This window comes from Jatrophihabitans sp. GAS493, assembly GCF_900230215.1.
Classification (GTDB): Bacteria; Actinomycetota; Actinomycetes; order Mycobacteriales; family Jatrophihabitantaceae; genus MT45.
Map to the genome: position 1 here is coordinate 4,018,734 of NZ_LT907982.1, position 25,874 is coordinate 4,044,607.

Here is a 25,874-nt window from a genome sequence, read left to right on the forward strand (position 1 = left end):
ATCCGCAAGGCGAGATGCTCGATGCGGCCCGCGCCTGCGAGGCGGACGTCTTTCTCGAGACCTACGGCAACACCGCCGAGGAGTGGGAGGAGGAGTACGGCGCCTACGAGAGTTCTTCGATCTTCATCGCACTCGCCGAACAGGGCGGTGACGTTCTCGGCGCCGCCCGCCTGCTGCTGCCGAGTTCGGCCGGGTTCAAATCCCTGGACGATACTTCGCGACCGCCGTGGAACGTCGACGGCTATCGGGCCGCCGAGGCGGCCGGAGTCGACCTCTCCCGGACCTTCGATTTCGCGACGATCGGCGTGCGCCGTGGTCTTGAAGGCGCGGCCCGCTTCGCCTCCGCCGCGATGTTTCACGCGATCAGCAAGGTGGCACTGGCCAACGATCTGCCCAACGCCGTGATGATCATGGACGAGCACGCCAGAGCGCTCGTGACGGCGATCGGCGGGACAACGCACGTGCTACCCGGCACGCACACCGCGCCCTACCTCGGCTCGCCGGCCAGCACACCGCTCTGGTCGAATGTGCCGCAGATGCTCGACAACCAGCGACGGCTCTACCCGGACGCCTACCGTCTCATCACGCTGGGAATCGGTCTGGACGGCATTTCACTGCCGGCGCAAGCGGACTACGTGTTGTCGCGTCGCTTCGCCGAGCCCGTGCTCGAGAGCGCCTGAACGTCATCGGGGCGGGTCGCCCGGAAGTTCGGGCAACTGCACCACTGCGCGCGGTGTCGTCTCGTAGGTGATGTCGGCGAAGGTCGTCCACTCGCGCATCCAGGTCTCGACCTGCGTCGGCCGAAGCGGTCGGGAGAGGTGGTAGCCCTGCAGTACGTCGACCCCCATCGCCACCAGGTCCGCGGCGGTGGCCGAGTCCTCGACCCCCTCAGCGACGGTGCGCAGGCCGAGTGCCTTGGCCATCTGCAGCGTCGACGCGACGATCATCTGGCTGCGGGGATCGTGGCGCATCGCGGTGATGAAGGAGCTGTCGATCTTCAGTTCCTGCACCGGAAGATCGCGCAGATAGGAGAGGGAGGAGAAGCCGGTTCCGTAGTCATCGATGGAGATCTGCATGCCGTGCCTGCGGATGTCCAGCAGAACTGAACGCGCACGCTCTGGCTCGTTCAGGAACGAGTCCTCGGTTACTTCAATGACCAGGCTCGAAGCCGGTACGTCGGCCTCCTCCATCGCTTTGTAAAGCGCCGGCAGGAAGGAGCCACTCATGAGTTCCGGCGGGGCGCAGTTGATGGCGACCCGCGGATCGAGCCCACGCGTACGCCACTCGGCCAGATCGCTCAGCGCGATGCGCACCACCTCAGCCGAGAGTGCGGGCATCAGGCCGGCCCGGCGTGCGGCCGGCAGGAAGACGGCCGGCGAGAGCAGCCCCTCCTTGGGGTGCTGCCACCGCACGAGAGCCTCCAGACCGCCGATCCGCTGGGTCTCGGCGTCGATCTGAGGCTGGTACCAGAGTTCCAATTGGCCGAAGAGGATGCCCTTGCGCAACTCCTCCGCTATCTGCAACTTCTCCCGCGAGAAGTGGTCGAAGTGCGCGTCGTAGACCAGCGCACCGGCGCGGTTGACCTTCGCCTGGTACATCGCCACGTCGGCCCGACGCAGCAGCTCACCGCTCTTGGTGTCGGAGGCGGCGCTCGTCGTCACCCCGATCGAGGCGTCAGTGCCGATGCTGATGCCCTCGACGGTGAGGGGCTGGCGGAGTGCTCGCAGGATGCTCTGGGCGGCGGCCATCGCCTCGATCTGGTCGGGGCCGGGCACGACAGCGGCGAACTCGTCGCCACCCAGGCGAGCGACCATGATGCCCGGATCGAGGGCCGTGCGCATCCGATGCGCCACCAGCTGAAGCACCGCGTCACCGGCGGCGTGGCCGAGCGTGTCGTTGACGTCCTTGAAGCCGTTGAGGTCGAGGATCATCAGCGAGAACGGCTGATGCGCGGCCAGCCGTTCGGCGATCAATGCCAGCACCGCGCGGCGGTTCGGAAGACTGGTCAGATCGTCGCTTCGAGCCAGCGCATACGCCTCGGCCGCCCGGTTCGCCTCATTGAGCGCGACGACCAGGCGCCCGCCCACCGCGAGAAGAGTAATCAGCGCGACGGCGACCAAGTACTTGCCGACGGCATCAGCCGGATGAAAGACCAGGACCGCCAGCGCAGCCAAACCGGCGATGAGGAAGAAAGCCGGGCGCTGCCGACGGGGAACTACGTCCGGCACGGCAAACGGCTGCTGACACGCCTGCGTCACGAGAAGCGCGAACGCGATGCCGTAACAAGAGTCGTTGACCAGCGACGAGTCGTAGACACCGGCGGAGAGATAACCGACGAAGTGGGCATCGGCGTACGCGAAGAGCGCGAACACGAGAATAAGGACGCCCGAGTGCCGGAATCCCCCACGAGCTCGCAACATGATCTGCGCGACCACCAAGACTCCGAGCGCCACATCGATCAGCGGATAGAGCAGGGCCACCAGCAGCGGCACCCCGTCGTTGTTGAACTGCGAAGCGACCGGAGACAGCAGAACGGCGCCGGCAACACAGACCGTCGCTCCGCAGATCACGACCGTTTCAAGCCACGCTGACAGCGTCGTCCTGGTGACCCGGTGCCCGGCGTCGGTGATGAGGTACGCCGCCAGCGCAACGTAGGAGACCAGGAAAAGCCATTCACCCGGTGACGGGAATTTCGTCAGGTCCGGCTGGGTGTTCGCGTTGAGCACCGCTGATCCCGCTGCCCAGAAGGCGATGGAGACGACCAGGATTCGTAGCGAACGACGCCGCCTCGGCTGCGCGATCATCGCTATGACGATCCAACCCAGCAGTAGGACGAAGAAGGCGACAAGGCCGCCGGCAACCATCGACTGCGTAACACCCGGGTCGCTCGAGGCGATGAGGCTGACCGTCACGTAGGAGATCGCCAAGAAGGACCAGGCGACGATGCCGGCCACGCGCACGGCTCGATCCCCCACGATCGCTAGCCTATGCGTCATATCTCTCCCATCGGCGGAAGATATCGATACTTGAGGTGCCAACTTCGAGTGGACGACGACCGGGCTTCGTTAGAGCATTGAGGAAACCACCGTCCGACTTCTTTTCCTAACGCTGGTAGGCCCCCAAATACTCTCAAAATGTCAGTAACAGTCGCTGCTTTGCGCTGCCGTCAGTACTGCGATTGCTCGCGTCAGACAGATATCACGGGCTGCATCCACGCTAACAAATGTGTCCATCCTCACGTAAGGAATCCCATGCACGACCTTGCCCCCGAAATTCACCGTCAGCGTCTCGTCGTCGAAGGAATTCCGAAGCGGAACATCGAGGCCGAGGAGATCGTCAACTTTCTGTCAAAGCTCTCCGTTGAACTCGATATGGTCACCCTCATCGAGCCGGTGACCCACCAGTCCCCCAAGTTCGGCTGGGCCGGATGGATTCACTGGGAGACCTCGGGCGCGCACTTCTACGCCTGGGACGAACCGCAGCTCTTCTTCTCAGTCGACATCTACACCTGCAAGGCGTTCGACAACGACGCGGCGGTGGAGTTCACAGCCCGCTTCTTCGACACGACCACGATCGTCAGCAAGGCGTTCTGAGCCGGGCTGTACCGCGGTTCGGTACGGCCCGCGCCGCGGATCGAATCCAGTCTCAGATGGCGCGCGCACCGGGCGTGGACTTTGCGACGATCGCCGGGTCGCTCGTCACGACTGCACCCAGCGCCTCGTCGATCCGGGCCATCGCGTCGGCGTCGATCTTCACGCCGGCGGCCTTGACGTTCTCGGCTACCTGCTCCGGGCGGGATGCCCCGACCAGCGCGGCCGAGACGTTGCTGTTCTGCAGCACCCACGCCACCGCCAGCTGGGCCATCGACAGACCCAGGTCGGCCGCGATCGGCTGGAGCAGCTGAACTCGGGTCAGCACGTCGTCGTCCAGCCAGCGCTTGATCATGTTGGCGCCGCCCTTGACGTCGGTTGCGCGGGACCCCTCCGGCGCCTGCTCCCCCGGCTTGTACTTTCCGGTCAGCACGCCCTGTGCGATCGGCGACCAGACGATCTGTCCGATGCCCAGCTGCTCGCAGGTCGGGACGACCTCGCCCTCGATCACTCGCCACAGCATGGAGTACTGCGGCTGGCTCGAGACGAGTGAGATGCCGAGTTCGGTGGCCAGCGCGTGCCCGGCACGGATCTGATCGGCGGTCCACTCGCTCACCCCGATGTAGAGCGCCTTGCCGGCGCGAACCACGTCGGCGAAGGCCTGCATCGTCTCTTCCAGCGGGGTGAAGACGTCATAGCGGTGCGCTTGGTAGAGGTCGACGTAGTCCATCTGCAGCCGGCGCAGCGACCCGTCGATACCCTCCAGGATGTGCTTGCGGGACAGGCCGGTGTCGTTCTTGCCCTTCGGATCGGGGCCGACCGGCCAGTAGACCTTCGTGAAGATCTCCAAGGACTCCCGCCGCAGCCCCTTCAACGCCGTCCCGAGAACCTCCTCGGCCTTGCCGTTGGCGTAGACGTCTGCGGTGTCGAAGCTGGTGATTCCGACGTCCAGGGCCGCCTTCACACATTGGGAAGCGACGTCGTTCTCGACCTGCGAACCGTGGGTGAGCCAATTGCCGTAAGTGATCTCGGAGATCTGCATGCCGGAGTTGCCGAGGTATCTGAAGTCCATACCGTCATAATTGATGGGTATCACCGGCAATGCAAACAGCTCTGACAATTCAGCAGGAGAATCGCCGGACCCGCGAAATCGGCCCAGCGAGATGGCCCAGCGAAATCGGCCCAGCGAAATCGGGACCAACCACCGAGCACAACTCATCGGCCGCACCGGACAGAACCTCGGAGATGACGTGAGCGACGACAGCGCTCCTGCGGCTCCACCCGATGCCGCTGGCTCCGATCCCGCTGGCTCCGATCCCGCTGCCGATGCCGCTGAGGACGGGCCGGAGTCAAGCGCGGTCTCCAGCGCAGCCATCGAGCGGGCTATTCAGCTCGTCGCCGGCATCATCGCTCCAACCACGCTGCTCACCGCGCTGCTCTATTATTTCGGCTTCGTCGCCACCGACTCGTTCTACGAATACTTCGGGGTGGACGCGGCGACCGTCCAGTTCTCGACGCAGAACTATCTGCTGCGAAGTGTCGGCGCCCTCTACGTCCCGATCGGGACGATCCTCCTGCTCGCGCTGCTCTCGCTCTGGATACACCCGTGGCTCTCCGGCCGGCTCGAACGCGACGGCTCGAAACCCTGGGCCCGGTGGGCGGTACGAGCCGCGCTGGCGCTCGGCGCACTCGCGGTCTTCTACGGGGTGCTCTCCGTCTCGCTTCCGGATGACATTCCGCAGTCGAGCTTGGGCACGCCGCTGGTGCTCGCCTTCGGGATCGCCCTGCTGAGCTATATGCGATACGTGCTGAGACTCGGCCGGCTGCGCAGCGGATCCGGCGGTTCCCGCCGGCGGGTGCCGATGACCCGCCGGGACGTGGCCACCATCGGCCTGGTCCTGGCGCTGCTCGTGGTGACCGGCTTCTGGGCCGCGAACAGCTATGCCGAGGCCTACGGCCGGGGGCAGGCCATCGACCTGGGCAATCACCTCGATCGGCGCCCCGCCGTCGTCCTCGATACGCACGAGGAGCTCTTCCTGCGCATGCCGGGAGTGAGCGAGACGGCCCTGCCGAAGTCGTCGCCCGACCAGAAGTTCCTCTTCCGCTACCGGGGACTGCGGCTGCTGGCTCAGTCAGACGCGCGGATGTTCTTCGTCTCCGACGCCTGGGACCCCGAGACGGGTCAGACGCTGATGCTCATCGACGACGGAACGATTCGCCTCCAGTTCACCGGCAGCTGATCGCCCGCAGCTGATCGTCAGGAGTCAGGGCGTCGGCGACGGAGTCGGCAGTGGAGTAGGCGTCGGTTCGCTCGGGGGCGGGAGTGGCGTCAGGACCGGGCAGCCGTCGAGTTGCACGGAGGTCGACGGAAGCGGGCAGCCGGTCGATCCCCACAGTTGCGCGACGCTCTGCCACGTCACGGTCTGGGGGTGTGCGACGCTCACGGTGACGCTGTGCGGGATCTGGTTGCAGACCGGCGCCGCCCGCGTGGTGCAGGGCAATTCGGAGGTGAAGACGAGGCCGGCCGTGAAGTAGCCCTGGGCCGGGAAGTCCCGGTGGATCGGGGCCGGCCGGGTCGGTTTGAAGTTGAGGTCCACCTGGCAGGTGGTGATACCCGTGGTGTCGTCGTTGGCGCTCGCGCCGACGGTGGTGCCGGTGCAGTGATCGTCGACGATGTGGAACGGGCTCCCCGCCGGGCTCACCTTCACGCTGACGACCTTGGCCGAGTGAACGGTGGAGGAGTGCAGGTACATCGGTGCGCCCTGAGTCGGGCCGGTGTGGCCGACCGGGACGTAGCCGGTGGCGGTGGAGCGGCCCACGTAGCCCCAGTTGTTCCAGACGCCACTGTCATTGCTGCCGAGCGACGGGCCGCCCACGTGGATCGCGGACTTACCGCCGTTTCCATTGCTGCGTGATGGGCTCGGCTGGGACGTGCCCTCGGTGGCCGGTGCCGAGTGGGACTCGACGCCCACGCTGGAGAGCAGTGTCGCCGAGGCCGACGGCTGTGGGTTGGCGGCCGACGGCGTCTTCCCGCCGCAGCCAGTGAGCAGGAGCGCAGGCAGCAGCGCGGACATCAGCGCGCAGGCCAGCCCCGTCCCCGGCCCGGTTGAACGCCTCATCATCACTCCTCGCCGACCAGCCCCACCCGACTCTCCGGAGGCCCTTCCCGGGGCCTTCCCTTCCGGGTGCCGCTCCCTTTGGTGCCGCTCCCTTTGAGTGAGGTGGTATCTCCCAGTCTGATACCGCACCGGCATCCAACGGAATGCCGCGGCCGCATCCGCCGCCGGTTTGTGACTAGCCGTCGATCAGCTGAGTTCGACGGCGCTACCGCTCACCACGATCCCGCTCTTCTCGTCTGCGTCGATACCTACCGTGATCAGGCTTGGCCTCCCCATATCCACTCCCTGGTGGACGGTGATGGTCGCCGGCAACTCGACCAGCCGCATCGCCCGCAGCCACCCGCCGAGCGCCGCGGCGGCGGCACCGGTTGCCGGGTCTTCGACGATTCCGCCGGGTGGAAACGGGTTTCGAGCGTGGAAGACGTGCGCCGACTCCCGCCAGATGAGGTCGACGGTCGTCCATCGGCGAAGCGCCATCAACTCTGACAGCCGATCGAAGTCGTAGTCGAGGTCGGCCAGCCGAGCCCGGGTCGAGGTGGCGAGAATGGGATGCCAGGCACCGGCGTAACCCACACCTGGCGGCAAGCTCGGATCGAGGTCCGCCGCGCTCCAACCGAGTGCCGCCAGCAGTTCGCTCAGATCCTCGTCAGCCAGCGTCTTCGTCGCGGGGGTGACACTGGTGAGGCTCGCCGCGATCAGCCCACCGTCGTCGGCGGTCGTCGCGGTGGTGGCGGTGGTGACCGGCACCGGGCCTACTTGAGTGTCGAGGCGCAGCGTCCCGGTGCCGGCGCGTTCGGCGTACGCGACCGCCGCCGCGATGGTGGCGTGACCGCAGAACGGAACCTCGGCCAGCGGCGCGAAATACCGGACGGTGAAGCTGCGCTCCCCGTGCGGCACCAGGAACGCGGTCTCGGAGTAACCGAGGTCGGCCGCGATCTGTTGCATCTGACTCTCGGCGAGCCCGGTTGCGTCCAGTACGACGCCGGCCGGATTCCCGCCGTTGACGTCGGTCGTGAACGCCGAGTAACGCAGCACATCACCGTTGCCTGTCATGGACTCCACCGTAGCGGCGAGGCAATGACCACCCAGAGCAGACTGGGCGCATGAGCAGTCTGGGCGTATGAGCAGACTGGACGCATGAGCAGACTGGACGCATGAGCATGTCCCGGCTGGCCCGATCTTGACCGCGACCGAGTTCGTGCTGCTCGTTCTCGCCGGTGTCGGTGCCGGGCTGGCCGCGAGCGTCGCCGGCCTCGCGTCGCTGGTGAGCTACCCGGCGCTGCTCGCCGTAGGTCTGACTCCGGTCGCGGCGAACGTCACCAACACGGTCGCGATGACCCTGAACACGGTCGGATCGGTCTCCGGCTCCTACCCTGAGCTGTCGGGGCAACGCGGACGGGTGGTGCGTCTGGTCAGTGCCGCGCTCGTCGGCGGCATCATTGGCGGCGCGTTGGTGCTACTCACCCCAGCCGACGCCTTCGAGAAGGTGGTCCCCTGGCTCATAGCGTTGGCCTCAGTCTCCATGTTCGTGCCTCGACGCCGAGCCGTTCCCAGCGTCCGTCACGAGCACCCCATCGAACTCACCGTGGGCGTGGGACTGATCGGAATCTACGGAGGTTACTTCGGCGCGGCCTCCGGGGTGCTGATGCTGGCGCTGCTGCTGCGCCTTACCGACGACTCGATGCCCCGCAGCAACGCCCTGAAGAACGTCGCCCTGGGGGTCGCGAACGCGGTCGCCGCGGTCGGCTTCGCACTCTTCGGACCGGTGAATTGGGCGGTTGCCCTCCCGCTGGCGATCGGTTTCGGTATCGGTGGCCGACTCGGCCCGATCATCGCCCGGTCGGCACCCGAGACGCCACTGCGAATCGTGATCGCACTCCTCGGCCTTGGGCTGGCCCTCGATCTGGGGATACAGGCCTACGGTTGAGGCATTGACCATCGCTTGCTAGCTCTCACTGGAGGAGCACCCATGCGCGACTATCCGCAGATGATCGCAGTGAACAACTTGATCGAGCCGGTGCCGCGGCGGATCCGGGCCACTCTCGGCGGACAGGTCGTGCTGGACACCGTCGCCGCTCGGTATGTCTGGGAGTGGCCGTATTTTCCGCAGTATTACGTCCCGCTCGGGGATGTGAACTCCGACCTACTGGTCGATGAGGCGCACTCCTCCAAGCTCAGCCGCGGGACGGCTCGCAGATTCGGCCTGCAGGTCGGCGACCTCTCCCGCCCGTCGGCGCTGCGCGTCTTCAGCGGCGACGTGATCGATGAGCTCGACGGCCTCGCCCGCTTCGAGTGGGAGGCCCTGGACGCCTGGTTCGAGGAGGATGAGCAGATCTACGTCCATCCCCGCAACCCCTACGTGCGAGTGGATGCGCTTCGCTCCAACCGCAGCGTCCGGGTCGAACTGGAAGGCGTGCTGCTGGCCGAGTCGAACTCACCGGTGATGGTGTTCGAGACAGGGCTGCCGACGCGCTACTACCTCGATCGGACGGCCGTGCGCTTCGATCATCTGGAGGCGACCTCGACCGTGAGCGAGTGCCCTTACAAGGGAACAACCAGCGGCTACTGGTCGGCGCGCATCGGTGACGTCGTGCATGACGATCTCGCCTGGACGTACGCCTTCCCGACCCGGCAGTTGCTGCCGATCAGCGGGATGATCGCCTTCTACAACGAGAAGGTCGACACCTTCCTCGACGGGGTGCTTCTCGAACGTCCGGAGACGCACTTCGTCAAGCATTGACCAGCTGGGGTTTGTGCGGTGCCGCGAAGCACTACGGGCGGCTGGCGGTCACCTTCAGCGTGACGCCGTTCTCGGCCAGGATCGAGTCGGTGTAGCGGCGTGTGTTGATCCAGGTGACCAGCGCGAGCACCAGATTGCCGCCGACGACGACTGCCGTCTCCCAGTGTGCCGGTACGTGGGTGGCGCGATTCGGGTCCGGCACCTTGGCCCAGATGATCTGGCGGTTGTAGACGGCTAGGAAGGTCAGCACGTAGATCGTTGTTATGACGCCCCAGTTGAGAGCCTGACCCCAGGGCCGAGCGGCCCGCTTCTCCGGTGTGTTGTAGAGCTTCTGCAGGGCTCGCCGCGGTCCGACGTCCAGGTAGCGGTAGGCGACCAGCCACCACAGCAGGATGTAGTAGTGGAACCAGTTGATCGCCATCGCGGCGACCACCACATGCACGGTGTACTCGAAGAAGTTGCGGAAGGTCACCCAGCGACCGATGAACCACCCGAAGGACTGGGGATTGCGGTTGAGGTACGCCGCGATCGGCAGTGCCGATATGAAGAGGGCGATCCGCCCACCCCAGTACCAGAGCGGACTCTTGTGGGCGAGCGCCCACGGGCCGACGATGAAGAGATCGCCGGTGACCACCACGATGTGCAGGGTGAACATCCGGATGGCGATCTGGTTCGAGAAGAGCGGGTTCAGCAACTGGGTCGGTCGCCGATGGGCTTGATAGATCTGCCGGACGCCGACACTGAAGCCCCAGGCCAGCAGCGCGGTGTAGACGATGGTCGCGAGAACGCTCATCGGCTTACTACTTCTTCGAGGAGTGCGTCAGCTTGTGCAGCAGGGCCTTGATGAGCACCAGCGGATGGGTGATCACCAGATTGAACTTCCCGCGAAAGGAGTTCAGATCGTCGGCGACACCGAGTTGGCGCAGCGGGGAACTCAGGTCGAAATACACCTTCTCGTTGACCATCGAGTCGCCTTCGAACTCGAAGATGAGGCACATGGCGAAGTCCACCCTGCGACCAGTGGCGGGCAGGCCGCGCCAGTTGCCCAGATGAGTGCCGGTGAATCTCCCTTCGACGAGCACAGCGTCGGTCGTCGGCGAGACTCGGGTCGGGATGAACGCAAAGTCCGGGAATGCACCGTGGTTCTGGCCGAGGAAGTCCTGCACTCGCGCGGCACCGTCGTAGAGTTCGCCGTCGGCGACGATCTCGTACTTGGCGTGGCCGAAGACGCCGGTGCAGCCGGGGAAGTCGTAGGCGTTCTCCAGGCGCATGTGCTCGTTGACGATCGCCACCCGTGGGTCGACGGCGGTCATTGCTCCGCACCCCGCCGGCTCCAGAGCGCGAAGGCGTTGGGTAGATCCTGCAGGGTCGGGACGAGCTCCGGACATTGTCGGCGCAGCACGTCGAGCATGGTGTTCTGTTTTATCCACTCCATTCCCTCGGACGTATAGACCTCGTCGGTGAAGTGCGTGGTGAAGAAGCGATCACTGTTCAGCCGTCGGGAGGCCATCAGGATGAAGATGCGGAACGCCGTGTCGCTGAAGGCGAATCCCTCCGGCCGGTCCTCAGCGAACATCCCGGAGATCAGGTCGACGCTGCTCAGGTCACCGCCGTAGACGTCGCTGAGTTCGGCGGCCCACTCCTTGTTGCTGGTGATGTCGTCGAAGCTCTCCGGGACCGGAAGGTGCAGCAGCCGCCGGAATTCGCTGTAGCGGGGTACGCCCAACTCCCGGCTGCGCAGGATGTCGACCGCGGCTAGGTCCATGAGCTCTCCGTTGTCCGGTCGTTTGAAGGTCTGCAGGTATTTGGGGAAGTTGTGCAGCGTGACCAGACCCGGATTCATGGTGCCGAAGGTGTACATGAGGTCGGTGAGGGCGTTGTCGCGCAGCACGTCCGCGCCGGCTGGTCCGCTCAGCTCATCGAACTCCTTGGGACCGATGGTGGCGGCATCGTCGGTGGCCGATCGGAAGTCGAAGTGATCCGGAATCAGCGGATGCATGCGGTAGACGGCAACGAACTCCTCGGTGAGAGCAAAAGGCACGCCATAGTCCGCCGTCTGGGAGCCGGGGATCCCCGAGATCGCCTCGTCTTTGCTGAGTCGTCCGAAGACGTCATGCAGCCTCTTACCCTCCAATCCCCACCAGTTGGCGTGCAGCGCAGTGACCGCGGTCGGGTGCGCGGTGACCGCGGGCGTCCACTCGACGGTGTGGATCTTGGCGAGCAGGGCGGCATTGATGAGACGAGCGCGCTGGAAGGTCGTCTCGTCGTCCCACTCTGGGTACGCCTCACTCAACATCTCGCAGATGCTGTTGTGTTCGTGGACGAAGAGCGTCTGCAGCATCCCTAGGCCGAGCCAGAAGCCGGGCGAGAGTGTCGGGTTCTTGGTGGGGTCGTCCGGTATCGGTGGGAGGCCGTTGACCAGCTTCAATTTGCCTCCCTCGTGACTGCGGAGGAACTCCTGCTCGGCGAGGCTGTTGCCGTAGATCTGCGATCCGTCCCACCAGTGGGTGAGGATGTTGACGTGGGTCGGCGGCTGGTCTGAGTCAGGCGGCATGGTCGTGTCGACCGGGGTCCGCATGACCTGTACCGGCGGGGTCGGCCAATCGTCGCCGGCGACGGCCGGGAGCACCCACGGGTTGTCCTTCGGACTGGTGCCGTGCCGGAACCAGTCGTGGATCATGAACTGCAGCCACGCCGCGATCAGCGCGTTGCCGCCCGCGGCCGGGATGAGGTCGCCGCGGGTCATCAGCCGGCGACTCACCTCGCGGGGGTTGGGCTCAAGGATCCGGTCGGTAGTGGGCCAGGTGTCAGCGATCGGCACGTTACGCCCGAATCGGGTGCCGGCCATACCCATCTCGGGATGTTCGAGATCGTTCCAGCTGCCGTCGAAGGTGCGCTGGGTTCGGAACGCCTCGTCGAATGGCGGTGGCTCAACCGGATTGACCGCCGGCATACGGGAGGTGTCGTAGAGGTTCTTCTCCCTGAGAATATTGCGGATTCCGATCAGGTCGAGCAGTCCTAGAGCCTTGGGAAGCTTGTACCATCCGACCTTCCGGTCAACCGCCTCCGCTGCGCTGTCGTAGGCACGGGTGAAAAAACCTGGCTTCTCCGGCCGATCCGATGTGCTCTCGCCAGTGGTCTCTTCGGTGTCACTCATGACCGCTCCATTCCGCACTCACGGATAGACCTGCACTTGGGATCACTCGTCCGCATCGACGCACCGAGCCGGCGCAGCGAGGTCAGTTGGGACTCGAAGTGAGCTCGGTCACACGCAGTATCTCTCTGTGCGCTCGTCTCGTCTACGGTCAGCGGCTCCGCGACGTACCCGCGTGACAGTGCCGGCCGAGTCAAGTGAGCTCGTCGGCGAGCAGATCCATCAGCAGCGAGTCGTGCCAGCTGCCGTCGCTGTCACGTTCGTTGCGTCGCAGGATCCCGACCGGGCGGAACCCGACCTTCGAGTAGCAGCGGATCGCCGCCAGGTTGGCGACGGCCGGGTCGATCTCCAATCGGTGATGGCCATGCTCGCCGATGATGTGCCGGGCCAGCGTGCGTACGGCATCAGCGCCCAACCCCTGGCCGTGCAACGTCGGGTCGAGGTAGATGTCGATCGAGGCATGCCGGTAGTCCGGCTCGGTCTCAGCCGACCACTGGATCCAGCCGGCGACCGCTCTCCCAACGTCGATGACGAACGGCGTTGAATCGGGCTCGTCGCGATCATCCTGAACGGCGGTGACCATGTCTTCGCCGCCCCGCCAGCGCGCACGGACCTCTGGTGTCCGTCGGATCGCAGCCAGCGCCGGAACGTCAGCCGCGGTCACCGGCCGCAGACAGACTCGCTCGCCGCGCAGGATAGGGCTGCTCGCCCCCTCACTAGTGGTCACGATCCTCTCTCTGTGATTCATGGCAGACCATTCTCAATCTCGTCGGCCGGGCTCGAACTGAGGGACTGTGTGTCATTCGAGTCATCCGACCGCACGCCCGGCGGTGGCCGGCCGTCGCCGCCAGCACCGACGGGCTCGGTGCCGATCGGTATGGGGGGTGGGTGGTGTTGGGTGTTTCGGACGGGTTGTTGGGTCGGGTCGATCCAGGGTGGTGGGATCCAGTAGGGGATGCCGTCGTTGATGTAGACCTGCCAGCCCATTTTCTGGAATGTCCGGTGGTGGAATCCGCAGAGTAGGCAGGTGTTGGTCACTGCGGTGATGCCGCCGTCTTGCCAGGGTGTGACGTGGTGGGCCTGCGTCCAGGTCGCGGGCATGGTGCAGCCGGGGAAACAGCAGCCACGGTCTCGGGCGAACAACGCCAGCCGCATCGTGGGGGTGGCGCAGCGTTTCGTTCGTCCGACGTCCAGCACCCCACCGGTGCGGCTCAGGGTCGTGGTGATGATTTCGGTCTGATCAGCTAAGCCCAGCGCCTCGTCCACCGAGATCAGGTCCCCGTGCGGGGTGCTCGCGTAACCCTCGCGGGTGAGCAGTTGTTCGTCGCTCATGGTGATCAGCAGCGTCGTCGGCACCCCACCACTAGGCGGTAACCCACCGTCGGCCAGCAGCCGGAGGGAGGAGTCCAGCAAGGCGTCGTGGCGGCGTTGCGCCGGGGTCCGCCGATCCGCCTCCACCGCCCCGCCACCGACACCGCCGCTGTCGCCGGCCGCGCCGCCCGTCGTGCCGGTCTGACCGGCACCGGCACCGGTGTCGCTGGCCGGGGCGGGGGTCGCGGGGGTGGGGGCGCTGAGACAGTCGAGGACCGCTTCCAAGGCGGCGCCGCAGGCCGGGGTCAGCGCCCCGGTCGGGATGACCATCCCATCCGGGCGCCGGGCCAACGTGAACCCCCGGTTTCGCTGCTGCCGGGCATCAGACGGTGCGGTGCCGTCAGGGTCCAGATGGGCCACCACCCGGGCCGCCAACTTCGCGAGGTCTCGGGGGGTGAACCAGCGGGCCTGGGCCACCAATTCGCTCTGGACCCGGGCCCCGTGCTCAAAGTCCAGGTCCTCGCTCAACCCGTCCAGCGTGGTGGTGATGACCTTCGCATGCCCAGCCGAGATCACCCCCGTCTTCTGCACGGCCGCGGTCTCACCGAACACCGGCTCCAATACCTCCCCGGTCAGACCGGTCCGCGGACCCAAGTCCTGCGCCGCCCGCACCCGGGCCTTCGCCTCCCCCGGATCGACCCGCAACACCCCCACCAACAACGCCTGCGGGGACGCGAACCCGAACTCACCGGCCACCCCTCGTCCCATCACCGCCGACAGCAGCAGATGCTCCACCGCAACCTCACGGCGGCGGTGCGTCTCCCACCCCTGCAGCAGTTCCAGCAACTCAGTGGAGGTCAGCGACGGCAACGGGGCGTCGAGCAGGGTGTCGACCGCCGCCGTGACCGCCGCCAACAGGGCAGCCACTTTCGGTGATGCGTCGACTTCAGGCCCTCCAACCATGCCCCCGACACTACTCGAACACGTGAGCGATGACAACCCGAATCATCAATAAAACTAAGGTGATTCGCACAATCAAAGAAGGCTGGAGTGGTCCCGCCGCGAACCTACAACACCCCACCGACAATCGGCGATGGTTGTCCACAGGTAGGCGGGAGTATCCACATCTGCGCGCAGCCAGCGCCCGTCGGTTTGAATCGAGACAACCATGGGAAGGAAGCAAACGGAGGCGGCGCTCCCCCTACCGCCTCCCCAGCTTTGCCAGAAGTCGCGCGACCGGTGGAACGAGCCATCAGGAAGCAGCCGCCAAGTCACGCGACCGAGCACCGTGACTGATCGAGCGCCGTGCTGATCGAGCACGTGAATGATCGAGCACGGGGACTTAGGAGAACAGCGTGACGCAGTCGGACCAAGAGACCAGCACCCGGCTGATGCAACAGCATCGCAACGTCGTCACTCGAGCTGCCGCGCTCACCGCGGTCGGTGGCGTCCTCTTCGGCTACGACACCGGAGTCGTCGGTGGCGTACTGCCGAACATCGCTAGCCAGTTCAATCTCACCAACCCATTCCAGAAGGGGTTGGTCGTCGCGATCCTGCTGGCCGGCGCCGCCGTCGGAGCGCTTATCGCCGGACGGCTCGCCGATCAACTGGGACGGCGGCGCGCGATCCTGATCACCAGCATTGTCTTCGTCATCGGCCTGCTGCTCTCCTCGCTCGCGCCGGCACTCTGGGTGTTCTGGATCAGCCGCTTCATCATCGGGCTCGGCGTCGGCTCTACGTCATTCGTCGTCCCGCTGTACATCGGTGAGATTGCCCCACCCGAACGACGTGGGGCGCTCGTCTCGCTCAACCAATTGTCGGTGACCGTAGGCATTCTGGTGAGCCAGTTAGTGGCCTACTTCCTGGCCGGCCACGGTGATTGGCGAGTGAGCGTGGGGTTGGCCCTGCTCCCTGCGATCATCCTCGGACTCGGCGTCCTGCAGGAGCCGGAGAGCCCAGCGTGGCTGGTGCGTCAAGATCGCGAGGACGAAGCCAGAACCGTGCTCGCCACCATGCGCGACAGCGAGCAGGCGATAGACGACGAGGTGGAGAAGATCCGCGAGGTCGCCCAGGAAGAGCGGAAGGGTTCCATCGGCGAACTGCTCGACAACCGCCTCCGGCCGGCCCTCATTCTCGGCGTTTCGCTGGCCATCATCCAGCAGATCACCGGCATCAACACCGTTATCTACTTCGCGCCGACTGTACTTCAGGAGGCCGGACTGGGTAGCTCGGCTTCGCTGCTCGCGCTGGTCGTGGTCGGCGTGGTGAACGTAGTGCTGACGCTCGTCGCGATCCGCTACCTGGACCGGCTGGGCCGGCGCCCGCTGCTGATCTGGGGCATGGTTGGCATGACCGCCGGGCTGGTCGCCCTGGCCCTGGCCTTCGCGATCGGGATCCACGGTGCTGGTGCGGTCTTTGCCACTGCCGCGTTGGCCTTCTACGTGGGCGCATTCGCCGTCAGCCTTGGTCCGATCGTGTGGTTGCTGATCGCCGAGATCTTCCCGCTTCGGGTTCGCGGGCAGGCGGCGTCGATCGCGACGATGTCCAACTGGGCGGCGAACCTCGTCGTCGCCGTCTCATACCTTTCGATCATCTCGGCCATCGGGGAGACCGGAACGTTCATCAGCTATGCCGTGGTCACCGCACTGTCGCTGATCTACGTCGTGAAGAAGGTTCCGGAGACGAACGGGCTAACCCTCAGCCAGATCGAGGCTGAGCTGAATCCTTCCGGCACGGCGGCCCCCGAGACGGGAAAGGTCGGCGCCATCACCCCCAGCGGATGAAGCAGAACAGACGCCACGAGTGCAGTCTCGCCTTATGAGCCGAATGGAGGCTGCGATTCCGGGGAGGTCTCTTGGCGACAACAGGTGGCGAGGATCAGCAGCCGGCAAGCGAGCGACCGAAACGGCAACCGGAGAGCTACACCTGGCCGCTAGTAGCGATCGTCGTAGCGATCCTGCCGCAGATTCTCGTTCCGTCCCGGTACCGCGTGGGCCCGCCGGCGATCGTTCCGATCATCGAGATCGTGGCCTTCCTGGTCATGCTCGGAATCGCCGCCAAGCCCGGACCAGTGCCCCGACAGGCGCGGCCAACCATTCTGATCCTCTTCGGCCTGCTGATCGCGGCCAACACCGCCGCCGCCGCCCGCCTGGTGTGGCTCGTTCTGGACGGCGGCCAGGTGGACAGCACCCCGCTCACCGCGGCGCGACTGCTTGTCGCCGGCGTGATGGTGCTGATCGCGAACGTGATTACGTTCGGTCTGCTGTATTGGCAGCTTGACGGCGGCGGCCCAGCCGGGCGCGTCAGCGAAGACCCGCCGTACCCCGACTTCCTGTTCCCACAGACCGTGTCACCGCAGCTGTCGGCGCCCGGCTGGCGACCGAGCTTCCCCGATCACCTCTACGTGGCCTTCACCAACGTCGTCGCCTTCAGCCCGACCGATGCAGATCCACTGACTCCGCGGGCCAAAGGACTCATGGGTCTACAGGCCATGATTTCCCTCGGGGTTCTCGTGGTTGTGCTCGCCCGGGTCATCAACATACTGCCGAGCTGAGCAGCCGCTCGGCAGTATGTTGAGAGCCTCGATCAGGTCTGAGCCGGCTCCACCAGCGGTAGCCCGGCGTCCAGTTCGCGGGCCGTAGCTTCGCGATGACGCTTTCCCATCCACCAGAAGGACACACTGATCGCCAGGAAGATCACCAGCGGCACCGCCTCGGTGAAGAGATAGCTCCACTTCTCACTCTGTACCCAGTCGTCGGAGAAGCGGTAGTCATCGCCGAACCACTCATCGCCCGCTCCGGGAAAGAGGACCTGGATCGTGCAGAAGACGATTCCGGCGCAGCAGAGAATCGTGATCGCCGCCAGCATCGGCGCCCGGTACGGGCGCGTGTCGTTCGGACGTCTGCGCCGCAGCACCCAGGCCGCCGGGAAGATTCCGAGGTAGGAGATGAGGGTCGTCGAGATGGCCAGACTCAACGCGACGGAGAAGAACTTGTACGCGTTGCCGTCGGTGATGAGCGCCGTCGCGACCAGGACCGCGGTCGACACCACACCCGACAGGATATTCACCCGCAGCGGGGTGCCGAATCGAGCCGAAAACTTGCCGAGACTACGCGGTCCAGCACCGTCGTAGCAGGAGACGGCGAGCGTTCGGTCCGACCCCATGATCCAGGTCAAGCCGGAGGTGAAGGCGATGATCGCCACCAGAATTCCGGCCACCCAACCCATCACCGTTCCGAAGCCGCTCAGGGTTGCGGTCACCGTTCCGTCGCTGGCCGTCGTGACGCTTCCGCCGAAGACGGTCAGGGCCTGCTTGATGGCGTCGGGAAAGCCAGCCAAGCCGGTCGACTGGGCCGCGGGAAGAACGGTGAGAATTCCCAGCACCGGCAATCCGTAGAGCAACGCCGTGGCGAGAACCGATTTTGCGATGCCGGCTGGGACGTCATTTGCGGCGTCCTCCATCTCTTCACCGGCGGCGCTCGGCAGCTCGAACCCGACCAGGCTGAAGAGAATCAGCGGAACCAGCAGCACAAAGCTGGAATAGGTCGGCTTCAGGTATTCGTGAAGCGGCGGTCCATGGAATCCGTGCTTCGCACCGTAGGCGATGACCAGAACGGTGAAGAAGCCGAGCAGCAGGAAGCGCGCGATCGCCCCGATGGTGGCTACCCACTTGCCGACCTTGAAGGAGAGGATTGCGAAGACCACGCCGGCCCAGATGAAGATGAATCCGAAGATCAGCGTCGGCGTAGTCCCCCAGCTGTTGCCGTCATTCATAAAGACGGTCAGGCCGCCGATGGCCGTCCCGACGAGAGTCCCGCCCATCCACACCGGGTTCGTCACCCAGTAGAAGAAGTTGTTGATGGCCCCGGCGAGGTGACCGAAGGCCAGACGGACCCAGATGTACGGCCCACCCTCCTCGGTGTATGCCGCACCCAGCTCGGAGAGGATCAGCGCCGACGGAACGGCGAAGAGGACGACGGCCACGATCAGCCAGGTGAACCCGGCGCCGCCCTCGGTGGCCAGCGTTCCCAGGCCGTCCACTCCGACGAGGGTGCAGACCAGGAAGAAGAAGATATCGGCGCGGCCGAAGTGCTTCTGCAACTTGGCCTTCTCGGCCAGCGCCTCGGCTGGTTCGTCCACATCGTTGGTTGGGGGTGCGAGCGTCATGCATTCTCCTGGGGCTGGAGGGGCTGATGGGGCTGGAGGGGCTGGAGGGGTTAATGGGACTGGAAGGGCTGCGGGACTGGAAGGGCTGCGGGACTGATGAGACTGGAGGGGCTGGCGGAACTAATGAGACTGGAGGGCCTGGAGGGGCGATGGAGACAGCTGTAGGGGTTGGCGCCGCAAGTCGCGTCGTAGCCGGTTCTGACCGCGGCGTCGGGGTAGAAGTCGGACTGCGCACCGCTGCCTAATTCGGTTCGCCTCGACAGATTCAACGATTGATGTTTCACCCGGATTACACAAAGAAAGCAGCCGAAAAGCAGAACGCGGCCTCGAGCACCTAGTAGGGCTCGAAGCCGCGTTGCCGCTGCGGTGTGCGCACATGTCGTTACGTACAGGTGCAGGACTTGATCGAATCCCCCGATACGATCTCGCATCCGTCACCCAGCGTATCCAGCGGAATTCCCCAATTTCGCTGAACACTCTTCGCATTCAGGCCTCATCCCCCGAGTCAGCCTTGGTGCGAGTAACTCTGTGCTGCATTTGCCGTACCCCCCGGTACCGCGTAAGGACAATGTTTCCTCGGAAACTATTCGACGTCAAATCGAAACCGAAAGTTTTTTTCTCGCTCGGCCACACCGCTGCGGTCTTGACAACAGACGGCGCGCGTAGTGACGTGGACCACAGATGATTTGTGTGTGTCCACAACAAACGCTTCTGGAGGATCGCTGTGCCCCGATCGCGTCGCCTGCTAGCCGGAGCCGTTCCGCTCGTCTTCACCGCCGCTCTACTGGTCGCCGCCGCCCCCTCGGCCACCGCGGCCTCCCCGGCCGCCGCCCCAAACGGGCCGGGCACATCCAGCCACCAGAGCCTGGCCCGCAAGGACTGCGTGGGAACGGCGCGTAACACCGCCTCCAAGGTCTGGTTCACGGTGGCCAACGGCGTCCTCTCCGACGTCTACGCCCCAACTGTCGACACCACTCAGGTCGAGACGATGCAGTACCTGGTGACCGACGGCAAGACCTTCACCGACCTGCAGACCCGGGACATGACCTATCGCGCGGTCGCGGACCCGACCGGGATGCTCTGCACAGTGACGGCCACCGCCAAGTCCGGCGCCTACCGGCTGATCACCAACTACTTCACCGACCCGGCCCGCAGCAGCGTGGTGGTGCACACCAGCTATCTGCCACTCACCACTGCGGCCCGGGGCAACCATGTGTACGTCCGCCTGGACGCCAATGCCGGCGGCACCGGCGGCGGTGGCAGCACCAACGTCGGGGGCGATTCGGCGTTGATCGACACCTCCACCGCTACCGCGGTCCCGGTCTCCTACGACACCCAGAGCCAGACCGGCCACGCGTATGCGACACCAAGCTATCTGGCGCTGCGGGGCAACCTCCCATTCACCTCGGTCAGTAGCGGATTCGTCGGCACCAGCAGCGACGGACTCACCGAACTCGACGCCTCGCACACGCTCTCCCCGCGCTACACGACCGCGACGAACGGCAATATCGAACAGACAGCGGGAGTGCAGACCGACTCCAGTGGCGCCTTCACCCTGGCGCTCGGCTTCGGCTCCAGCCGGGTAGCTGCGGTAGGCGCTGCAACCGCCACCGCGCACGCCTCGGTCAATGCAGTGGCGGCCAGCTACGAACTCGGCTGGCTCGGCTACGACGCCGGTCTGCGGGTGCCGAGTGCGATCGTGCCCGGGCTGAGCACCACCCAGCTGATCACCGCATTCAAGGACTACTACCAATCCGCCAACGTGGTGAAGGCCTCGGAGGACAAGACCTACCCCGGTGCCATCGTCGCCGGCCTGGACGCTCCGTGGGGACAGTCGATCGCCGGCTTCTCCACCGGGTATCGCGAAGTCTTCGGACGCGACCTCTACGAGGCTTGGACCGCGCTCTACACCGACGGCGATCTCGCCACCGCGCAGGCCACCGTGCGGTATCTGCTGTTGAAGAGCCAGCTACCCGACGGATCGCAGCCACGCAATTCGACGCTGGATGGCGCCAAAGCCCCGGACTCGTTCAACATCCAGCTCGATGAAGCGGCCTACCCGCTGCTGATGGCGCTGCAGTCCGGGCTCGCTTCGGACAACGTGCTCTGGCCGCACGTGCGGGCCACCGCCAACTTCCTCATCAGCCACGGGCCGAGCTTCGGCGTCGAGCGCTGGGAGGAGCAGACCGGCTACTCCCCCTCGACGATCGCCGCGGAGATCGCCGGTCTGGTGGCTGCGGCCAGCATCGCCAAGGTGCACGGCGACGCGGCCGACGCGCGCATCTGGCTGGCCACCGCCGACCAGTACCAGCGCAGTATCAAGAGCTGGGGAGTCACCTCGACCGGCTCGCTGTCGAGTCAGCCCTACTTCATCCGCCTCTCCAAGACCGGCGACCCGAACGCCGCAATCAGCTACGGCCTCGGCAACGGCGGCCCGACCCTGGATCAGCGGAATGTGGTGGATCTCGGCTTCCTGGAGTACGTCCGCCTCGGCGAACTGTCACCGACTGACCCGACGTTGAGCAATTCGTTGGCCGTAGCCGACGCCAATCTGAAGAAGAGCACCAGTAGCGGTCCCGGATGGCTGCGCTACAACGGCGATGGCTACGGCGACTGCTACGTTCCCAGCGACACCAGTTGCACCGTGAACGGTGCCCCCTGGACGAACAACTTCTCCGGAACCGGACATCCGTGGCCGGTCCTCGGCGCGGAACGGGCCCAGCAGTACCTGGCGCAGGGCAACCGGACGGCCGCCGCCTCAATTCTGGCGACCATCAACAAGATGAACTCCGGACCGGGACTCGTCCCGGAGCAGGTCTGGGACAAGCCGAACCTCCCGGCCTCCCCTTACGGCAGTGATCCGGCCACGGCGTCGATCGGCTTCGTCAACGGTCAAGCCGACGGATCGGCCTCCCCGCTGAGTTGGGGTTCGGCTGCGCAGGTTCGACTCACCGCGGACCTGGTGGCCGGCCGCAACCTAGAGCTGCCCACCCAGACCAAGGCTCGATACGTAAGCCACCAGCAGCTGGGCACCACGCTGCAGGTGGACAGCCCGCTGGACGCGACGGCCGTCGACAAGACGATCACAGTGAGCGGAACCGCCGTCGCCGGCGCCACCATCGACGTGGCCGAGATCGCCACCGACGCCAACAACGCCACGATCACGGCCAAGGCCACCGCGAAGCTCGACGGATCCTTCTCACTGAGCTTGACCGCGGCGGCCGGTACCAACGTGCTGGTGATCAGCAGCACGGCACCGAACGGTGGTACGGCTCAGGTCGTGCGATCGGTGATCAACGACGCGGTCAACGGGACGCTGCTCTTCGAGCAGGCCGATCCCACCGGCGATGACAATGGCCCGGGAAACTATGCCTACCCGACGGCCGGTGACTTCCACGCCGGCGCCTTCGACCTCACCAACTTCCAGGTCTACGACACGGGGAGCACGGTGACGTTCAGGGTCCAGACCCGCGACCTGACGGCCACCTTCGGCTCGACCAATGGCGCCCAACTCGACGATGTCTACGTCCATGTGCCGGGAGCCGCAGCCACCTCGACCAGTCCGTCCTATCCGGGGATGAACTACCAGCTCGCCCCGGCGGCGGCCTGGAGTCGGCTCATCGAGGCGCAGGGCTTCGGCAACCAACGTTTCGTGGACAGCAGCGGCGCCACCCTCGGGGACGTGACGACGAGCGCGAACTCGATCTCGCGGTACGTCACCTTCAGCGTCGACAAAGCTGCCCTCGGCGGAACACCCGGTAGCGGATGGGGATTCACCGTCGTGCTCACCGGGCAGGACGGCACCCACGGCACTGACCAGACGCGCGGATTCTCCTCGACTCCCGGCGGCTACAACTTCGGAGTCTGCGCGACGGCAGAGGCCACGCCGATCTGTTCGGCCGATCCGAACACCGTGCCGAAGGCGGTGGATGTCCTCACCCCCACCGGCACCGCACAGTCGGATGAGCTCAACTATGTGCTGCACACTCCGGTCGTACTGCAGGACATCACTATCCCCTGAAAGTTAGTTCGCTCTTCCGTCTGACAGACCACACGTTGTGACACAATATGGCCAGACGTAACATTCGCCTTGGCCCAATACGTTCGTCGCTGCTTGGAGTTCGCATCTCGTGATGTCCTCGGCCGCCCGGTCAACCGCATCGCCCGGCGGTGCCAACCCGCCAGGACCGAGTTCCGCCCGCTTCGTCAACCTGGCCGCCCGCTGGATACTCGAGGGTCGTCGTATCGACATGCAGGGAATCGCCGACGAACTCGGCGTTTCGCGAGTCACGCTCTTCCGTAACGTCGGCAGCCGTGACGTGCTGCTCAGCGAGGCGCTCTGGGTCATCACCGAACGCACCCTCCAGCTGGCGGCCAGCCAGTGGGAGGCCGAACGCCCCGACGGCGCACTGCTGACCACCGGAACCGGTCGGAATCTCAATTCGCTGGTCACCCAGTCCCAGGGGCTGCGCCGCCTGCTCGATGATGAGCCGGCGCTGACCCTTCGCGTGCTGACCGACCCCCGGGGCCGGGTGCAGACCGGTGTCGTCGCCTTCATCGAGGCACTGCTGCGCCGGGACATGGCCGAACTCGGCTTCGTCCCGCTGATCGAACCGGGGGCACTGGCCTATGCCCTCGTGCGGATGGGCGAGTCCTTTCTCTACGCGGACGTGCTCGCCGCCCGTCAGCCCGACGTGGAGCTCGCGAACCGGTTGCAGCAGGCGCTGATCGAGGGCATTCGCCCGTAATTGCCGGCAGAGCGAACTACGGGCGGAGCGAACTACCGGCCGAGCGAACTACCGGCAGAAGGCCTAGGCCGAAACCGTGAGCTGCTCCGGGTCATCGAGCTGGCGCTTGTCCCGCTCGATGGCGGCGATCACTTTCTCCTGTGTCATGGCGGAGTTCACCGCCCAGTAGAAGATCAGCAGACTGAACCCGATGACGACGACCAGGTCCCACCACTCGGCGAGGTGGGTATGCGAGCTGACACCGTTGTGTTCACCGGTGTAGCGGCCAATGCTGCCGATTATTGTCATGCCGAGCAGCCACGGGCCGAGCCACGCTGCCGGCCGCAGCATGCTCAGCGCGTCGGTGCCGGCAACCGATATACCGATGCCGAAGAGCATCAATCCGACGAGGATGGCGCAATCGATCTTCCACATGGTCTGGAACCCGCCCCAGTAGAGCAGCAGACTGGCCGAGCAGAAGGCGGCCGGAGTCAGCACGTTGGAGTAAGGCATCTGGTACGTGCGATGACGGTGCGGGTCACGCTTCTTCAGCGCCGCCAACGAGACCGGGGCGAAGGCGTACATGATGGCGGTCGCCCCGGTGACGACGTTGACCAGCTTGTTCCAGGAAGGGAAGGGGCCAAAGGCCGCGACGCCGACCACGAAGGCCAGCAGGATCGAGACGACCGGCACTCCCCGACGGTTGGTCTGGGCGAGCGCGCTCGGCATCTCCCGCTCCTCGCCCAAGGCGTAGGAGAGGCGGGCCGAGGTTCCGACGTAGACGATTCCGGTTCCCGACGGGGAGACGACGCCGTCGATGACGATCATGGCGGCCAGCCAGGTGGCGCCGACGGCGAGCGCCAAGGTGTGCCAGGCACCCTGGTCGGTGGCCGCATTTCCGCCGAGAGGGTTGAGCCACCCGTCGGCCACGTCGGCCGGGTTGACCGCCCCGATGAAGACGACCTGTAAAAGTATATAGATTCCACCTCCGATGGCCATCGCGGTGATGATCGCCCGGGAGAGATCACGCTTGGGGTCGCGCGCCTCCCCGGCCAGCTGCACCGCCTGTTCAAAGCCCTGCAGGGCGAAGACGACACCCAGTGGGAGCGCGGCGAAGACACCGTGAATACCGAAGGGCATGAAGCTGCCGCCAGCGTGGAAATTCCCTATGTGGAAAGAGAGTGAGGCGATGACGATGATGGTGAGGACCGGGATCGCCGTCTTCCAGATGACGACGATGGCGTTGCTCTCGGCCATGAACTTCGCACCGGCCAGGTTCATGGCCGTGAAGATCACCATTGCGATGGCGGCCACCACCAGGCCGCGTTCGTTGAGCAGACCCTTGTTCGAGCCCGTCTCATTGATCATATTGAAGTGCTTCTGCACCGAGGCCAGGCTGTTGGCGTAGGCGATCGCACCGAGAATCTCGATCGGCGCGATCATCACCGCCTGCAGCCACGATGTCCAGCCGGCGACGAAGCCGGCCAGCGGACCGTGGGAGAAGTAGGGGAAGCGACCTGTTCCGCCGGCGACCGGGTAGGTCGCGCCGAGCTCGGCGTAGACGAGTGCCAGCACCGTCAGAATCACCACGGCGATCATCCACGAGATGATCGACGCCGGCCCGGCCGTCTCTGAGGCGGTGAGGGCACTCAGCAGCCAGCCCGACCCGATGATCGAGCCGAGCGAGACGAACATCAGTCCGTAGTAGCCGACAGTTCGCTGCAGCCCACCGCCTCGAGGACTCTCAGTGCTCTGAACATCGGTCATCGCGGTACATCGATCATCGCGTTGTCCTCACTGTGGACGCGCCGCGCTGAAGTGGGCGCGATTTCGGACTCTGCTACCTAAAAGCCACCGTCGTCAATACCCAACGGGCGCGCCGGGTGACTCTGGGTATTTCACCCGCGTTTCCATTGCGTTCAACTTCGTCTGCGAACCGGCGACGCATGCATCACCGCGGAGGGACTATGCAGCCGCGGGCGGTCGGGACGGCACGCGACGCGGCGAGATTCGTGTGAGTGCCACGCCGGGCGGCGCACTGGCTTGCATATTGATGCGGCGGCGAAT

At 65.4% G+C, this 25,874-nt stretch carries 20 protein-coding genes; 9 read left to right on the plus strand and 11 right to left on the minus strand.

Annotation, left to right across the window (positions count from 1 at the left end):
- Nucleotides 1–14 precede the first annotated feature (14 nt).
- Nucleotides 15–680 (plus strand): hypothetical protein, encoded by a 666-nt coding sequence (locus CPH63_RS18480; protein WP_096304250.1) that lies wholly within the window; start codon nt 15–17, stop codon nt 678–680.
- 3 nt (nt 681–683) lie between these two features.
- Here CPH63_RS18480 and CPH63_RS18485 read toward each other — a convergent pair whose 3' ends face one another.
- Nucleotides 684–2,975, minus strand: coding sequence for a bifunctional diguanylate cyclase/phosphodiesterase (locus tag CPH63_RS18485; protein WP_172892235.1), 2,292 nt, complete (start codon nt 2,973–2,975; stop codon nt 684–686).
- 276 nt (nt 2,976–3,251) lie between these two features.
- On the opposite strand from CPH63_RS18485, the gene CPH63_RS18490 reads away from it, so the two are divergent.
- Nucleotides 3,252–3,593: an S-adenosylmethionine decarboxylase gene (locus tag CPH63_RS18490; protein ID WP_096304252.1), complete on the plus strand. Its 342-nt coding sequence runs from the start codon at nt 3,252–3,254 to the stop codon at nt 3,591–3,593.
- A 52-nt stretch (nt 3,594–3,645) separates the two neighbouring features.
- Here CPH63_RS18490 and CPH63_RS18495 read toward each other — a convergent pair whose 3' ends face one another.
- Nucleotides 3,646–4,662, minus strand: a complete 1,017-nt coding sequence (locus CPH63_RS18495) for an aldo/keto reductase family protein (protein WP_096304253.1) — start codon at nt 4,660–4,662, stop codon at nt 3,646–3,648.
- A gap of 178 nt (nt 4,663–4,840) precedes the next feature.
- Between CPH63_RS18495 and CPH63_RS18500 the strand changes: the two genes are divergently transcribed.
- Nucleotides 4,841–5,830, plus strand: coding sequence for a hypothetical protein (locus CPH63_RS18500; protein WP_157749644.1), 990 nt, complete (start codon nt 4,841–4,843; stop codon nt 5,828–5,830).
- Nucleotides 5,831–5,854: 24 nt separating this feature from the next.
- Here the strand turns inward: CPH63_RS18500 and CPH63_RS18505 are convergent, their stop codons facing one another.
- Nucleotides 5,855–6,712 carry a hypothetical protein gene (locus CPH63_RS18505; protein ID WP_157749645.1) on the minus strand — a complete coding sequence of 286 codons (858 nt, stop codon included), beginning with the start codon at nt 6,710–6,712 and terminating at the stop codon, nt 5,855–5,857.
- Nucleotides 6,713–6,895: 183 nt separating this feature from the next.
- On the minus strand, nt 6,896–7,762 hold the full coding sequence (locus CPH63_RS18510) for a PhzF family phenazine biosynthesis protein (protein WP_096304256.1): 867 nt from the start codon (nt 7,760–7,762) through the stop codon (nt 6,896–6,898).
- A gap of 127 nt (nt 7,763–7,889) precedes the next feature.
- On the opposite strand from CPH63_RS18510, the gene CPH63_RS18515 reads away from it, so the two are divergent.
- Nucleotides 7,890–8,636: a sulfite exporter TauE/SafE family protein gene (locus CPH63_RS18515; protein WP_096304257.1), complete on the plus strand. Its 747-nt coding sequence runs from the start codon at nt 7,890–7,892 to the stop codon at nt 8,634–8,636.
- Nucleotides 8,637–8,678: 42 nt separating this feature from the next.
- Nucleotides 8,679–9,449, plus strand: coding sequence for a DUF427 domain-containing protein (locus CPH63_RS18520; protein WP_096304258.1), 771 nt, complete (start codon nt 8,679–8,681; stop codon nt 9,447–9,449).
- A 31-nt stretch (nt 9,450–9,480) separates the two neighbouring features.
- Here the strand turns inward: CPH63_RS18520 and CPH63_RS18525 are convergent, their stop codons facing one another.
- The 5 genes from CPH63_RS18525 to CPH63_RS18545 all read right to left on the minus strand — a co-directional run bounded on the left by CPH63_RS18525 (nt 9,481) and on the right by CPH63_RS18545 (nt 14,877).
- On the minus strand, nt 9,481–10,242 hold the full coding sequence (locus tag CPH63_RS18525; protein ID WP_096304259.1) for a hypothetical protein: 762 nt from the start codon (nt 10,240–10,242) through the stop codon (nt 9,481–9,483).
- 7 nt (nt 10,243–10,249) lie between these two features.
- On the minus strand, nt 10,250–10,762 hold the full coding sequence (locus tag CPH63_RS18530) for an ester cyclase (RefSeq protein ID WP_157749646.1): 513 nt from the start codon (nt 10,760–10,762) through the stop codon (nt 10,250–10,252).
- Entirely contained in the window at nt 10,759–12,606 is a 1,848-nt protein-coding gene (locus CPH63_RS18535; RefSeq protein ID WP_096305277.1) for a peroxidase family protein, read from the minus strand. Before CPH63_RS18535 ends, CPH63_RS18530 begins: the two co-directional genes overlap by 4 nt.
- 190 nt (nt 12,607–12,796) lie before the next feature.
- The gene (locus CPH63_RS18540; protein ID WP_096305278.1) at nt 12,797–13,300 is read right to left on the minus strand and encodes a GNAT family N-acetyltransferase; all 504 of its coding nucleotides are present in this window, start codon (nt 13,298–13,300) and stop codon (nt 12,797–12,799) included.
- 47 nt (nt 13,301–13,347) lie between these two features.
- A complete protein-coding gene (locus CPH63_RS18545; RefSeq protein WP_096304261.1) occupies nt 13,348–14,877 on the minus strand; it encodes an HNH endonuclease signature motif containing protein in 1,530 nt (509 codons plus the stop codon).
- A 392-nt stretch (nt 14,878–15,269) separates the two neighbouring features.
- On the opposite strand from CPH63_RS18545, the gene CPH63_RS18550 reads away from it, so the two are divergent.
- Nucleotides 15,270–16,697 (plus strand): sugar porter family MFS transporter, encoded by a 1,428-nt coding sequence (locus CPH63_RS18550; RefSeq protein WP_096304262.1) that lies wholly within the window; start codon nt 15,270–15,272, stop codon nt 16,695–16,697.
- Nucleotides 16,698–16,768: 71 nt separating this feature from the next.
- Nucleotides 16,769–17,467, plus strand: a complete 699-nt coding sequence (locus CPH63_RS18555; RefSeq protein ID WP_096304263.1) for a hypothetical protein — start codon at nt 16,769–16,771, stop codon at nt 17,465–17,467.
- A gap of 32 nt (nt 17,468–17,499) precedes the next feature.
- Here CPH63_RS18555 and CPH63_RS18560 read toward each other — a convergent pair whose 3' ends face one another.
- A complete protein-coding gene (locus CPH63_RS18560; RefSeq protein WP_096304264.1) occupies nt 17,500–19,080 on the minus strand; it encodes an APC family permease in 1,581 nt (526 codons plus the stop codon).
- Between the two features lie 724 nt (nt 19,081–19,804).
- Here CPH63_RS18560 and CPH63_RS18565 point away from each other — a divergent pair.
- Both CPH63_RS18565 and CPH63_RS18570 read left to right on the plus strand, forming a co-directional pair.
- Nucleotides 19,805–23,101 carry a glucodextranase DOMON-like domain-containing protein gene (locus tag CPH63_RS18565; protein WP_172892237.1) on the plus strand — a complete coding sequence of 1,099 codons (3,297 nt, stop codon included), beginning with the start codon at nt 19,805–19,807 and terminating at the stop codon, nt 23,099–23,101.
- A 112-nt stretch (nt 23,102–23,213) separates the two neighbouring features.
- Complete coding sequence (locus CPH63_RS18570; RefSeq protein WP_172892238.1) at nt 23,214–23,828, plus strand: QsdR family transcriptional regulator; 615 nt, start codon at nt 23,214–23,216, stop codon at nt 23,826–23,828.
- A 63-nt stretch (nt 23,829–23,891) separates the two neighbouring features.
- Here CPH63_RS18570 and CPH63_RS18575 read toward each other — a convergent pair whose 3' ends face one another.
- A complete protein-coding gene (locus CPH63_RS18575) occupies nt 23,892–25,574 on the minus strand; it encodes an APC family permease (RefSeq protein WP_096304266.1) in 1,683 nt (560 codons plus the stop codon).
- Nucleotides 25,575–25,874 lie beyond the last annotated feature (300 nt).

Excerpts from the sequence above, each read along its gene's own strand:
- CPH63_RS18480 (WP_096304250.1), top strand. The coding sequence starts at position 15 with ATGCTCGATGCGGCCCGCGCCTGCGAGGCGGACGTCTTTCTCGAGACC.
- CPH63_RS18535 (WP_096305277.1), bottom strand. The coding sequence starts at position 12,606 with ATGAGTGACACCGAAGAGACCACTGGCGAGAGCACATCGGATCGGCCG.
- CPH63_RS18560 (WP_096304264.1), bottom strand. The coding sequence starts at position 19,080 with ATGACGCTCGCACCCCCAACCAACGATGTGGACGAACCAGCCGAGGCG.
- CPH63_RS18510 (WP_096304256.1), bottom strand. The coding sequence starts at position 7,762 with ATGACAGGCAACGGTGATGTGCTGCGTTACTCGGCGTTCACGACCGAC.
- CPH63_RS18525 (WP_096304259.1), bottom strand. The coding sequence starts at position 10,242 with ATGAGCGTTCTCGCGACCATCGTCTACACCGCGCTGCTGGCCTGGGGC.
- CPH63_RS18505 (WP_157749645.1), bottom strand. The coding sequence starts at position 6,712 with ATGATGAGGCGTTCAACCGGGCCGGGGACGGGGCTGGCCTGCGCGCTG.
- CPH63_RS18520 (WP_096304258.1), top strand. The coding sequence starts at position 8,679 with ATGCGCGACTATCCGCAGATGATCGCAGTGAACAACTTGATCGAGCCG.
- CPH63_RS18575 (WP_096304266.1), bottom strand. The coding sequence starts at position 25,574 with ATGACCGATGTTCAGAGCACTGAGAGTCCTCGAGGCGGTGGGCTGCAG.
- CPH63_RS18570 (WP_172892238.1), top strand. The coding sequence starts at position 23,214 with ATGTCCTCGGCCGCCCGGTCAACCGCATCGCCCGGCGGTGCCAACCCG.
- CPH63_RS18495 (WP_096304253.1), bottom strand. The coding sequence starts at position 4,662 with ATGGACTTCAGATACCTCGGCAACTCCGGCATGCAGATCTCCGAGATC.
- CPH63_RS18490 (WP_096304252.1), top strand. The coding sequence starts at position 3,252 with ATGCACGACCTTGCCCCCGAAATTCACCGTCAGCGTCTCGTCGTCGAA.
- CPH63_RS18545 (WP_096304261.1), bottom strand. The coding sequence starts at position 14,877 with ATGGTTGGAGGGCCTGAAGTCGACGCATCACCGAAAGTGGCTGCCCTG.
- CPH63_RS18530 (WP_157749646.1), bottom strand. The coding sequence starts at position 10,762 with ATGACCGCCGTCGACCCACGGGTGGCGATCGTCAACGAGCACATGCGC.